General features: G+C 35.9%; 10 protein-coding genes. 4 read left to right on the top strand and 6 right to left on the bottom strand.

Annotation, left to right across the window (positions count from 1 at the left end):
* Nucleotides 1-3: 3 nt before the first annotated feature.
* The 5 genes from FLS47_RS07270 to FLS47_RS07250 all read right to left on the bottom strand — a co-directional run bounded on the left by FLS47_RS07270 (nt 4) and on the right by FLS47_RS07250 (nt 3,808).
* Complete coding sequence (locus FLS47_RS07270) at nt 4-993, bottom strand: bifunctional riboflavin kinase/FAD synthetase (protein WP_149913712.1); 990 nt, start codon at nt 991-993, stop codon at nt 4-6.
* 9 nt (nt 994-1,002) lie between these two features.
* Nucleotides 1,003-1,728: a tRNA pseudouridine(55) synthase TruB gene (gene truB / locus FLS47_RS07265; RefSeq protein ID WP_149913711.1), complete on the bottom strand. Its 726-nt coding sequence runs from the start codon at nt 1,726-1,728 to the stop codon at nt 1,003-1,005.
* 105 nt (nt 1,729-1,833) lie between these two features.
* Entirely contained in the window at nt 1,834-2,649 is an 816-nt protein-coding gene (locus tag FLS47_RS07260) for an undecaprenyl-diphosphate phosphatase (protein ID WP_149913710.1), read from the bottom strand.
* 14 nt (nt 2,650-2,663) lie between these two features.
* A complete protein-coding gene (locus tag FLS47_RS07255; protein ID WP_149913709.1) occupies nt 2,664-2,891 on the bottom strand; it encodes a DUF3098 domain-containing protein in 228 nt (75 codons plus the stop codon).
* 38 nt (nt 2,892-2,929) lie between these two features.
* Nucleotides 2,930-3,808, bottom strand: a complete 879-nt coding sequence (locus tag FLS47_RS07250; protein ID WP_149913708.1) for a cell division protein FtsX — start codon at nt 3,806-3,808, stop codon at nt 2,930-2,932.
* 220 nt (nt 3,809-4,028) lie between these two features.
* Here FLS47_RS07250 and leuS point away from each other — a divergent pair, with 220 nt between their 5' ends.
* Nucleotides 4,029-6,812, top strand: a complete 2,784-nt coding sequence (gene leuS / locus FLS47_RS07245) for a leucine--tRNA ligase (RefSeq protein WP_149913707.1) — start codon at nt 4,029-4,031, stop codon at nt 6,810-6,812.
* A 54-nt stretch (nt 6,813-6,866) separates the two neighbouring features.
* Here the strand turns inward: leuS and FLS47_RS07240 are convergent, their stop codons facing one another.
* Nucleotides 6,867-7,562: a carboxypeptidase-like regulatory domain-containing protein gene (locus FLS47_RS07240; RefSeq protein ID WP_149913706.1), complete on the bottom strand. Its 696-nt coding sequence runs from the start codon at nt 7,560-7,562 to the stop codon at nt 6,867-6,869.
* Between the two features lie 149 nt (nt 7,563-7,711).
* On the opposite strand from FLS47_RS07240, the gene FLS47_RS07235 reads away from it, so the two are divergent.
* The 3 genes from FLS47_RS07235 (at nt 7,712) to FLS47_RS07225 (ending at nt 12,345) form a co-directional block, all read left to right on the top strand.
* Entirely contained in the window at nt 7,712-8,830 is a 1,119-nt protein-coding gene (locus tag FLS47_RS07235; protein ID WP_149913705.1) for a glycoside hydrolase family 88/105 protein, read from the top strand.
* A 64-nt stretch (nt 8,831-8,894) separates the two neighbouring features.
* Entirely contained in the window at nt 8,895-10,760 is a 1,866-nt protein-coding gene (locus FLS47_RS07230; protein ID WP_223225172.1) for a DUF2264 domain-containing protein, read from the top strand.
* Nucleotides 10,761-10,890: 130 nt separating this feature from the next.
* Nucleotides 10,891-12,345: an IS1182 family transposase gene (locus FLS47_RS07225; protein ID WP_149913741.1), complete on the top strand. Its 1,455-nt coding sequence runs from the start codon at nt 10,891-10,893 to the stop codon at nt 12,343-12,345.
* Nucleotides 12,346-12,719: the final 374 nt, after the last annotated feature.

The raw sequence follows: 12,719 nt of genomic DNA, 5'->3' as shown, positions 1-12,719 counted from the left end.
TTTTTATTTTGAAGCTGTACTTTCAAAGTATGCTCTGATTTGTTTCTCGTCAATTTTTATTTGCTGTTGAAGTTCTTCTAATGTATCATATCTTTCATCACCACGAATAAATTTTTTGAAACGAATGCGGACTGTACTACTGTACAAATCTGCATCAAAATCTAAAAGATTAACCTCAATTTTGCGATTCATGCCATCTACTGTAGGTCGAGTGCCAATATAACACATCCCTATGGCTTTTTTAATAATAGGATTCTCGATGTATTCGCCTGATACAATTTGTGGAACACTTGGATATATGTCCACCTCAACGGCGTATATACCGTACGCAGGAATCAATTTGTGTGCTTCATGTACATGAAGATTCGCTGTTGGAAAACCAATTTGGCGACCAATCTGATCTCCTTTTTCGACCGTACCTGTCAACTCAAAAGGATATCCTAAATATTTATTTGCAATATCTATTTCACCTTTGATCAATGCCTCGCGTACACGGGTGGAAGAAACAGCCACGTCCTCAATGTCTTGCTTTGCGATTTCTTTAACTTGAAAATCGAAGATGTGTGAGAAATGTACTAAATCCTTGATTGATCCCTTGCGATCTTTACCAAAATGATGATCGTATCCGATAATTATAGTCTTTGTACCTAATTTTTCAACTAATACATTTCGAATGTATTCTTCAGGGGATAGATTTGAAAAATCTCGGGTAAATGGCGTTATGATCAAATGATCCAAACCACACAGCGCGAGTTGATGCGCTTTTTCTTCAATATCATTAATCAAGCGTAGACTTTCATCCGTAGGATTAATAATCAATCGCGGATGTGGAAAGAATGTCAATAGGACGGTTTCGCCACCTGTATCTTTCGCACAATCAACCAATTTTTTAAGTATTTTTTGATGACCGATATGCACACCATCAAATGTTCCGATGGTAACGATTGCATTTTCTAGTGGCTCAAATTCTTCTAAGCTTCTATATATTTTCATCGAATAATACTATACAGTTTCTAGTGTGGAAGCTTTATGTGCTCTGATTGCTTCAATCAATTCTTCAAGATTCCATGCATTATCAACATGAAAATCTCCACTCATCGTACGGCGCAAACTGGATAAGTGTGAGCCGTTATTCAATGCTTTTCCAAAATCATTGGCTATCGAGCGAATGTAAGTGCCTTTCGAACATTTAATTTTGAAATGTACATGTGGCATTTCAATTTTTTCAATTTCAAAGGAAGTAACAGTTACTTTACGAGCTTTTAACTCTACATCTTCACCGCGTCTTGCCTTCTCATAAACACGTTCGCCATTGATTTTTAATGCCGAATGCGCAGGGGGAAATTGTTCGATATCGCCTTCAAAAGTTTTTGCTGTCGCAATGATTTGATCTTCTGTGATAGCAGAAGTATCAAAGGTTTGGTCGATTTCTGTTTCCAAATCATAAGATGGGGTAGTAGCCCCCAATGTAATTGTACCTGTGTACTCCTTGTCTTCAGCTTGAAACGAATCGATTTTCTTCGTCAACTTACCGGTACAGACAATTAGTAAGCCAGATGCCAATGGGTCTAAAGTACCAGCATGACCAACTTTCAATTTCAATGGCTTCATCGTATTTCGCAATTTGCCAACGACATCAAAACTTGTCCAAGTAAGTGGTTTATCGACTAAAAGAAGTTCGCCTTCTGCAAAGGCGAATGATTTATGTGTAGAGTTTGTATTTTCCATTATAAGTGTTCAATCCTTGTATAAAAATTATTCATACAAGGATTGATGATGCAAAAATACGAAATAAATGTAATATCGTAAGGTAGGTTGGAGATTAACTCCCAATTATTGTTGCCAGAAAAAGATTAATAATCCAATTCCAATAATAATTCTGTACCATCCCCACACTTTAAACCCGTATTTTGTTAATACCGAAATAAATGTTTTAACAGCTATTAATGCCACAATAAAAGCAACCACATTTCCGATTACAAATGCTGTGATTGTTTGGTTGTTTTCCAAAATCATTTCGTATCCTTTTTGTGCATTTGCTGTGCCTTCACCCCAAGTTTTTACAAAAACGGAATAAACTGTTACAGCTAACATCGTAGGCACAGCCAAAAAGAACGAAAATTCTGCAGCCGCTTTACGACTTAATCCTTGTGTCAACCCACCAATGATGGATGCAGCGGAGCGAGATGTTCCTGGCATCATCGCCAGACATTGCCAAAAACCGATGATTAATGCTTTTTTAATTGGAATATCCTTTTCGTCCGTGATTACAGGATTCTTAAACCATTTGTCAACAAACAATAAAACAACGCCACCCAATACAAGTACTGAAGAAATAGCAATCTGATTACCTAATACAGCTTCTATCTTGTCATCAAATAGTTTACCTAATACCAATGCAGGAATTACTGCAATTGCTAGTTTAAGGTATAATTGAAGGTTGTTGATGTCAAAGAATTTTTTCCAATAAAGTACAACTATCGATAATATAGCACCAAATTGAATAGAAACTTGAAACATTTTAAGGTATTCGGTTTCTTCCATGCCCAATAAGGCAGCTGTGAAACCCATGTGTGCTGTTGAAGAGATCGGCAAGTATTCGGTAAGTCCTTCTACGATAGCTATAATTATAGCTTGAATGTAATCCATTGGTAAGGTGTAATTTATTTTTTAGGTTTGTATAAAATAGCAACGAATCCTAGTGCAAAGCCTAAAACTACGACTAAAGGTGCTAAAGTGATTTTCGTGAAACTGTAAATGTCTTCTGTACCCATCATCAAAATGAATCCAATGATAACGACAATGATACTAGCGATAAAGATTTGATAGTTCAGTTTTTGAAATACAAATCCTGTGTTCTTTTTCGGGTTTATAGTTTTATTTTCCGACATAATGTGTATATCTGAGTTGGTTAACTATTGTTTTTTGATTAATTGTAAAGGCTATTTGATTTAGCTTTCAAATATTTAGTGACAGCAAAGTAGGTGCTTAATGCAGATATTAAAATTCCTAAACCTACTACCGCTATAAAAATTGCCACAAATTGAGCCCAGTTCTGTAAGAATATTAATTCAGGAACTTGCTTTTGCGCAAATTGTAAGGTGAAAATCAACAATAAAATAGCGATTAAAGCACCAATTAAACCGTGAATAATTCCATAAATAATATATGGCTTACGGATAAAGCTTTTGGTTGCACCGATCAATTGCATGCTCTTGATTAAGAAGCGTTGCGAATAGATTGCCAAACGAATGGTATTGTTTATCAATGCAACTGCAATAACTAACAAGATAACGGCAAATGCCAAAACCACTATTGATATAATTCGTATGTTTTTGTTTACCATATCGATCAATGATTCTTGGTAAACAATTTCTTTTACGCGACTATTCTGTGCAACTTTATCAATAAAAGGTTGAATACTGTCTGCATTTGCATATTGTTCTTTCAGGTAAATATCAATCGAAGGTAGCAATGGATTAGACCCCAAATACTCGACGAAGTCTTCACCTAAATCTTCTTTTAGGTTTTTCGCTGCTAATTCTTTGGACACATATTCTGTACGCAGTACGTACTCTTCTTTTTCTAAATCTTTTTGTAAAGAAAGTACATCACCTTCATTGACATTATCGTTGACAATGACATTTAAAACGATGTTTTCTTTTACATATTTCGAAAGGTTCTTAGCATGTACTAAAATTAAACCTAAAAGACCTGTCATAAGTAATACCAATGCGATACTAATCACAGTGGAAATATATACTGATTTTGTTTTTTTTCTTGGAGAGCCTTGTTCTATCACTGACATAAAGCTTTGGTTTTTATTAGTGCGAAAGTAACCATTTCAGATGATTTATGGGAATAAATATCAACTTATATCGGTTCTGTGTTTATAATTTAACATTTATTTACTTTTCAGAATGCTGTATCCATATCTAATATCTTAAAAATATAAGTTATACGAAAACAAAACTTCAAAAATTGGCTTAAAATCGCTAATTTCGCAATTCTTTTATAAGGTACTAAAAATGGATTATTCGCATAAATCAATTGAGCAGAAGTGGCAAAAGTTTTGGGCTGAGCACGCGACGTTTAAGACGTCTGAGTCTACTGAAAAGCCTAAATATTATGTATTAGATATGTTCCCGTATCCTTCGGGAGCGGGATTGCACGTGGGGCATCCACTGGGTTACATCGCTTCAGATATTTTTTCACGTTACAAAAGATTAAAGGGTTTCAATGTATTGCATCCTATGGGCTATGATTCATTTGGTCTTCCTGCGGAACAATACGCTATCCAAACGGGACAGCACCCAGCAATTACAACAGAAACAAACATCAATCGCTACCGTGAGCAATTGGATAATATTGGTTTCTCTTTTGATTGGTCACGTGAAGTGCGTACTTCAGATCCTGCTTACTACAAGTGGACGCAATGGATTTTTATGCAATTGTTCAACGCTTGGTACAACAAAGATGCCGATAAAGCTGAATCAATTGATACTTTAATCGCGAAGTTTGAATCATCTGGTTCACAAAATATTAATGCAGAGTCTGATGAAGATGTGTTGACATTCACAGCTGAAGAGTGGAAAGCATTTTCGGAAGAAGAACAACAAAAAGAAATCTTAAAATATAGACTAGCTTATCTACGTGAATCTACGGTAAACTGGTGTGCAGCATTAGGTACTGTGTTGGCAAATGATGAGGTGATCAATGGGGTATCGGAGCGTGGTGGCTATCCAGTAGAACAAAAGAAAATGATGCAATGGTCTATGCGTATCTCTGCATATGCTGATCGTTTGTTGCGTGGTTTGGATACTATCGATTGGCCAGAGCCTTTGATTGAGATGCAACGCAACTGGATTGGTAAATCTGTAGGTGCGTCGGTGAAGTTTCCAGTTCCGCAATTGGATACTAATATTGAAGTTTTCACGACTCGTGTTGATACTATTTTTGGTGTTTCATTTATTGTTTTAGCGCCAGAACATGAGTTAGTTTCTGCTTTAACTACGGATGCTCAAAAAGCTGAAGTTGAGTCTTATATCGATAAAACATCGAAGAAATCGGAATTGGATCGTATGGCGGATACTAAAACGGTTTCAGGTGCTTTCACCGGTTCGTACGCGAAACATCCAATCACGGGTGAAGACGTTCAAATCTGGATTGCGGATTACGTGCTAGCGGGATACGGAACAGGTGCTGTTATGGCGGTTCCTTCAGGTGACCAACGTGATTATGTATTTGCAAAACACTTTAATTTACCTATTATTCCGATTTCGGATTCTCAAAATATTGAAGAGGAGGCTGATCCAAATAAAGATGGCAAATACATCAATTCGGGCTTTATCAATGGTATGAAGTACCAAGAAGCTGTTCCTGCTTTGATTGCGAAGTTAGAAGAGTTGAAATTAGGTAAAGCAAAAATCAACTTCCGTATGCGTGATGCAATCTTTGGTCGTCAACGTTATTGGGGAGAGCCAGTTCCCGTTTATTTCAAAAATGGTTTGCCATACTTGATTAAAGAAGAGGAATTACCGTTATTGCTTCCTGAAGTGGATAAATACTTACCAACTGAGACAGGTGAGCCACCTTTAGGTCGTGCCGAAAACTGGAAATACCGAGATCAATACGAGTACGAATTGAGTACGATGCCAGGTTGGGCAGGTTCGTCATGGTACTGGTTCCGCTATATGGATCCTAAAAATGAAGGTAGTTTTGCTTCTAAAGAGGCTACTGATTATTGGAAAGCAGTGGATTTATATATTGGTGGTTCTGAGCACGCTACAGGTCACTTGTTGTACTCACGCTTCTGGAACAAATTCTTGAAAGATTTAGGTTTTCACAATGAAGAAGAGCCTTTCAAAAAATTAATTAACCAAGGTATGATTCAAGGTCGTTCGAACTTTGTGTACCGTGTGTTGGACGAAGAAGGAAGAGGAACGAATAAGTTTGTGTCTTTAGGTTTAAGAGATCAATACAACACAATTCCATTGCATGTGGACGTAAATATCGTGAGCAACGATATTTTGGATACGGAGAAATTCAAATCATTCCGTGCAGATTTTGCGGATGCAGAATTTGTGTTGGAAGATGGTAAATACATCTGTGGTACAGAGGTGGAGAAAATGTCGAAATCGAAATTCAACGTCGTTAATCCGGATGATATTATCGCAAATTTTGGTGCGGATACGCTACGTTTATACGAAATGTTCTTAGGTCCTCTGGAACAGTCAAAGCCTTGGAACACAAATGGTATTGAGGGTGTATATAAATTCTTACGTAAGGTGTGGCGTTTGTTCCATGATGCAGAAGGGAACTTCAATGTATCAGACGAAGAACCTACAAAAGCGGAATACAAAGCCTTACACAAAATCATCAAAAAAGTAGAAGATGATATCGAACGTTTCTCGTTCAATACTTCTGTTTCTGCCTTTATGATTTGTGTGAATGAATTGACGGATTTAAAATGTAATAAACGTAAAATCCTTCAGGATTTAATCGTTTTATTAGAACCTTATGCTCCACATATCACAGAAGAGCTTTGGGCATTATTGGGTAATGAGGCAGGAACTATTTCTTACGCTGCATATCCTAAGTTCAATCCTGAATATTTGGTAGAATCAGAATTTGCGTATCCAGTATCTGTGAATGGTAAGATGAAAATGAATCTTCCGTTGGCATTAGATTTAGATGCGAAAGCAGTAGAAGAAATCGTCTTAGCCAATACAGATGTACAACGTTATTTGGATGGCAAAGCAGTTAAGAAGTTAATCTTTGTAAAAGGTAAGATTATTAATATTGTAGTTTAATAAGACTGCAATCAAATAAAGTATAGCCTCGAAATTGTTATGTCGAGGCTTTTTTTACTTGTTATCTCTGACGTTAACGATATTGAAAAATCTTTCTATCTTAAATTTTATTCTTTTTCTGAGACTAAATTGAGCTTTAACAACAACTTCACCAATTGTATCATCACTTTCTTCAAGTGTTATTTTAGTAATATTGTTAAAGTTTTGTGAATTTATATTTATTATTTTTGAATTATACCCAATATAATCAATCATTAATTCATAATTTTTATCGTTCTCAATTCGGAAATGTACTATACCACTTGTATCTGATAAAAAATATTTTCCTGTATTCGGAATTTTAACAACAACATTAGATAATGGAACGTTTGCTGAGTCAACAAACTTAAGTAGAACTGTATCTTGTATATATTTATATTTTTTATTTAGAGTATCTTCATTTTGAATACCGATATCTACATATGATTTTTCTACAGCTTTCGCTGTGTTAAAGTTTGTAAAGAGAATAAATGAAGCAGTTATAGATAACCAATTATTAAATGTGAAATAGTTATTAGTTTTTTGTTGGGTAGACTTTAACCTACCACAAACCTTCTGATTAGATTTTTGAATATATGCTACAATATCCTTAGTTTCCCAACTCGTGAAATCAACGACTTCTGTATTGCAGACTTTACACATTCTTCCAAGTTCGGAAGGAGACATGTCATTATATTTTTCTGTGCAGGGATTGGGGATGTTTATTTTCATGTTGTAAGCTTATATTTTAGCTAAATGTACTCGAAATTTAGCTTTTTTTTGAATAATCAAGCCAACATGAGTATCTTGATGGTTTAATTGATTCGAAAGAATAAGTCCGAATCAATTTTTTACTAGTCATTATATATCAAGCAAAACCTATGAAATCTAAGCTGAAGCTTTTTTTATTGTTATTATTTCTACCGAGCTTTCTTCTAGCTCAAAAACTTCCGAGGAAAAAAGAAGTCCTTCGTGTTCTCAATCTATCCAATACCTATTGGCAGGATAAAAATCCAGCTGAAAAGTGGGCGTTCTGGGATATTGCGGCTTACCATACTGGAAATATGGAAGCTTATAAAATTACCAAGAATAAGAACTTTTTGGATTATTCAATTCGTTGGGCTCAACACAATGAATGGAAAGGTGCGAAATCCAACAATAAATCTGAGTGGAAATATAGCTACGGCGAAAAAGATGATTATGTGTTATTTGGTGATTGGCAGATATGTTTTCAGACCTATATCGATTTATACAATGTAGCACCTGCGGATTATAAAATAGCACGCGCAAAAGAGGTTATGGAATACCAAATGAGCACTTCGCAAACTGATTATTGGTGGTGGGCCGATGGGCTTTATATGGTGATGCCTGTTATGACCAAATTATACAATATAACTGGACAAGAAATTTATTTGGATAAGTTGAATACTTATTTTGAGTACGCAAACAGCATCATGTTTGATGCTGAAGAAAATCTTTACTACAGGGATGCTAAGTACGTGTATCCTAAACATAAATCGGCAAATGGCAAGAAAGATTTTTGGGCGAGAGGTGATGGGTGGGTACTAGCTGGTCTAGCAAAAGTGTTGGAAGATTTACCAAAGAATTCAAAATATAGAGCTTCGTTTGAGGATAAGTTTGTAAAGATGGCAAAGGCTGTCAAAAACTCGCAGCAGCCCGAAGGCTATTGGACACGTAGCATGTTGGATAAAGACCATGCACCAGGTCCCGAAACGAGTGGAACGGCTTTCTTTACGTATGGAATACTGTGGGGAATTAATAACGGACACTTAAATAAAAAAGAATTTTTACCTACCGTACAAAAATCTTGGAACTATTTAACAAATGTCGCTTTACAACAAAACGGACATTTGGGTTATGTACAGCCAATTGGCGAACGAGCTATTCCGGGGCAAATTGTGAATCAAAATTCGACTGCACCTTTTGGTGTTGGCGCTTTCTTATTAGCTGCGGCTGAAATGTATCGTTTGGTTAAATAAAATTCATAAATAGATGTTAAATAAAAAATTAAAGTACGTAATCTGTCTTTTGTTGTGCTTAAGTGTGAGATATACAGAAGCACAAGCTGTCTTTGAAATTCAAAATCCAGATAAACAATTAAGTCCGTTGACCGGCATGAATAGGGAGCATTGGAAAGATGCTGCAAAATATTTGTTGCATGGTGCATTTTCTTATGTAAATACGATAGATGATCCATTTATTTTTCCAAAACAACCGGGACGTAGCTATCCACGTGATGGCAAGCACAATGCTACAGAATTATTGGAAGGATTGTGTAGAACGTTATTTCTTGCCTCGCCTTTATTAAAAGAGGAACCAAATCTAAAGCTTAATAATATCGCATTAGCAGAATATTACAGAAATCAGATAATTAGATTATCAAATCCCAATAGCCGAACATACATAGCTCATCGTGCAAAAAATGGTGGCCCTAGTCAGATATTAGTTGAATTCGGTGCTTTGTCTATTTCATTAAAAGCTGCGCAAGAGGTATTGTGGGCTCCATTAACGCAAGCGCAAAAGGATCAATTGGCAGCGCTGATGTTAAGCTATGGCGATGGACCAACAATTGATATGAATTGGCGATTCTTCAATATTTTTATTTTAAGTTTTTTCAAGGATCAGGGGTATAAGGTTAATGAAGCCAAGTTGGAAGAGCTTTTGCAAAAGGTACTGAAAGATTATAAAGGTCAAGGTTGGTACACGGATAGTCCTTTCTACGATTATTACAGCATGTGGGCTTTTCAAATGTTTGGCGGTTTATGGTCAGATATGTTTGGTGAAAAGCAATATCCGCAGTATGCAGTACAGTTTATGCAGAACTTACGTGATTTAGCGGATACTTATCCCTATATGTTTGATGAGGAAGGCAAAATGATTATGTATGGCCGTAGTATTGCATACCGTATGGGGGCTTCTTCACCGTTACCGTTATTGGCTCATTTGAAAAATAAGGAAGGTGTAAATTTTGGATGGATGCGCCGCATTGCTTCAGGTACATTGTTGCAATTTCTGCAGCATCCTGAATTTTTGAAAGATGGACTTCCGACACTAGGGTTTTATGGTCCTTTTGAACCAGCAGTTCAAGAGTATAGTTGTCGAGCGAGTGTATTTTGGTTAGGGAAAGTGTTTATTACATCTTTGTTATTGCCAAAGGATAATATTTTTTGGACAGCTAAAGAAAACAATGGCGCTTGGGAAAAAGAAATTCCAAAGGCAAAATTAGTCCAAAAGTATTCCGATGGTTCAAATGTTCTGATCACTAATTATGCGAATATTGGTGCTTCGGAAATCCGAGCATGGGCGGGTACGTGGAAGATGGGCTATTACGAAGGAACTGAAAATTACACCAAACTATCCTATAGTAGTTTGTTTCCATGGCAAGCGGATTCCAAAGATGGAACTGTTTCGATGAATTATGCCATTTCAAAACCCGATAACACCTACGAGACATTCCGTTATTATGTGTTTCAAGATTATTCGGATGATGTCTACAAGCGAAAAGCTATTTGGGCATCAGATACTATAGTGCAAATAAAATTGGCAGACGTAATGCAAGCGAATGGTATAGTTCGAAGAGATACCTTATTAAATGCGAAAGGCAAGAAAGTAAATTTTGGTCACTATGCCTTGCCAGAATTCTCGGGAAAATCTGTAGCACAGAAAGAACAAAAAATAGGTGGACTTAAAGCTACGATTATTGATAATGGAAAATATCAATTGGCATTAATTGCCAAAAAAGGTTGGGATAGTGTAAACGTGGTAAAATCAACAGGATTACATCCTGAATCAAACATAAGCTACGTTATTCAAGCTTCTACAGAAATAAAAACTGATAAGCATATTTTTGAAACGATTTTATTGTTTAAAAAGTCGGGCGAAAAATGGACTAAAGCAGATTTAAAATAAACATAAAATGCTCTCATTATAAATGAGGGCACTGAAAAAGTCCGTATTTAGATTGGGCAAAAAAAGGAGTGGAAAGCAACATTTTCTACTCCTTTTTTCGTATCTTAAAGTAGGCTTTAAGGAAATCAGGATGCTTTCTACCCAACAAACAATACAGTTCAGTTCCTATTCAGGATTATACGATATCATTGTTCCCAAAGACAATCTACTTCGAAAAATTAACGATCTCATTGATTTCAGTTTTATCTATGAGGAGCTTATGGAGAAGTATTGTCACACTAATGGTCGTACAGCCGAGAGCCCCACCAAGATGTTCAAGTATCTATTGTTAAAAACAATCTATACCGTTTCTGATGTTGATGTTGTCGAGCGTTCCAAATATGATATGTCGTTTAAATACTTTCTTGGAATGGCCCCTGAGGAGTATGTGATTAATTCAAGTTCACTAACCAAGTTTCGCAAATTGCGGTTAAAGGATACAGATTTATTAAATCTGTTAATAAACAAAACAGTAAGTATAGCTGTAGATAAGGGTATAATAAAATCTAAATCAATTATTGTCGATGCGACTCATTCACTTTCTCGATCGAACCCCTATTCAGCCTTGGAGGTATTAAGAGAGCGGTCCAAATTACTTCGAAAGGCTGTGTATAGCATTGATGATACCATGAAAGATCGTATGCCTAAAAAGAATACTACCGATAAAATAGAAAAAGAAATACAATACTGTAAAGAACTAGAAAAATTGATTGAATCAAATCAGTCCCTCAGCTATGTTCCTGCTGTTAAAGAGAAATTAAATCTGCTGAAAGAAACGGATACGGATGAGGCCTATCGCCATACGCTTTTCAAAGATACAGATGCCACCATTGGACATAAGACAGCTGATAGCAAATTCTTTGGTTACAAGACCCATATTGCTATGACACCAGAACGTCTGATCACTGCAGCCATTGTTACCTCAGCAGAAAAGGGGGATGGCCCCGAGCTGCCGAAATTATTAGAAATAAGTCAAAAAAACGGCATTCAAGTAGATACTATAATTGGAGACTCAGCGTATTCAGGAAAAGAGAATCTTAAACTTAAAAACACAGATAATCAACAGATAAAAGTCGTAGCAAAATTAAATCCCTCTATTACTCAAGGTTTTCGCAAAGATGAAGAAAAATTTGACTATAATAAAGATGCAGGTATGTTTGTTTGTCCCGCAGGACATTTGGCCATCCGCAAGGCACGTCAGGAAAAAAAGGAACAAGGTAAAAATCAAACGGAGAAATATTACTTTGATGTCGAGAAATGTAAGGCCTGTCCATTTAGGGGAGGGTGTTATAAGCCCGGAGCCAAAACTAAGACCTATTCAGTCTCTATAAAATCTGACCTTCACAAAGATCAGATGGCGTTCCAAGAAACTGAATATTATCGAAGTAAATCCAAAGAAAGATATAAAATCGAGGCTAAGAACAGTGAACTCAAAAATGTCCATGGATATGGAAGGGCTGATTCATACGGAATTCAAAATATGGAAATGCAGGGTGCAATGGCCATTTTCACTGTAAACTTGAAAAGAATCCTGAAATTGATCTAAAAGATGAGTATTACCTTAAAAACAGTCTAAATGCGATGCTAAAAACTCAAATAGCAACTCCTAATCGCCTGAACCTTCAATAAGACCATAAAAAAATAAACATCCAGAAATCTTTTAAACAAAAATGACCGAGTAAGGTAAAACCTGTACTCAGTCATTTCTTTAAGACTCATTAAAAAATTGAGGCTTTTTCAGTGGCCTCTTATAAATTGAGAGCATTTTTGTTTTACAATCTTACTAACCTGAATTCGATTATTAATTCTATTTAAAATTGCAATCATGGTGGTAAATGTTTATATTTAAGTATCTGAAATTCAAATATTTAACAATACACCAGACCATGATTACATACGATAAAGTTACCGATATTTTCT

It is taken from the genome of Sphingobacterium cavernae, from assembly GCF_008520265.1.
Lineage (GTDB): Bacteria > Bacteroidota > Bacteroidia > Sphingobacteriales > Sphingobacteriaceae > Sphingobacterium > Sphingobacterium cavernae.
This window is presented reverse-complemented; position numbering and strand designations above follow the sequence as displayed.

Bases quoted from the DNA above. Each gene is read 5' to 3' on its own strand.
- FLS47_RS07270 (WP_149913712.1), bottom strand. From the start codon at position 993: ATGAAAATATATAGAAGCTTAGAAGAATTTGAGCCACTAGAAAATGCA.
- truB (WP_149913711.1), bottom strand. From the start codon at position 1,728: ATGGAAAATACAAACTCTACACATAAATCATTCGCCTTTGCAGAAGGC.
- FLS47_RS07260 (WP_149913710.1), bottom strand. From the start codon at position 2,649: ATGGATTACATTCAAGCTATAATTATAGCTATCGTAGAAGGACTTACC.
- FLS47_RS07255 (WP_149913709.1), bottom strand. From the start codon at position 2,891: ATGTCGGAAAATAAAACTATAAACCCGAAAAAGAACACAGGATTTGTA.
- FLS47_RS07250 (WP_149913708.1), bottom strand. From the start codon at position 3,808: ATGTCAGTGATAGAACAAGGCTCTCCAAGAAAAAAAACAAAATCAGTA.
- leuS (WP_149913707.1), top strand. From the start codon at position 4,029: ATGGATTATTCGCATAAATCAATTGAGCAGAAGTGGCAAAAGTTTTGG.
- FLS47_RS07240 (WP_149913706.1), bottom strand. From the start codon at position 7,562: ATGAAAATAAACATCCCCAATCCCTGCACAGAAAAATATAATGACATG.
- FLS47_RS07235 (WP_149913705.1), top strand. From the start codon at position 7,712: ATGAAATCTAAGCTGAAGCTTTTTTTATTGTTATTATTTCTACCGAGC.
- FLS47_RS07225 (WP_149913741.1), top strand. From the start codon at position 10,891: ATGCTTTCTACCCAACAAACAATACAGTTCAGTTCCTATTCAGGATTA.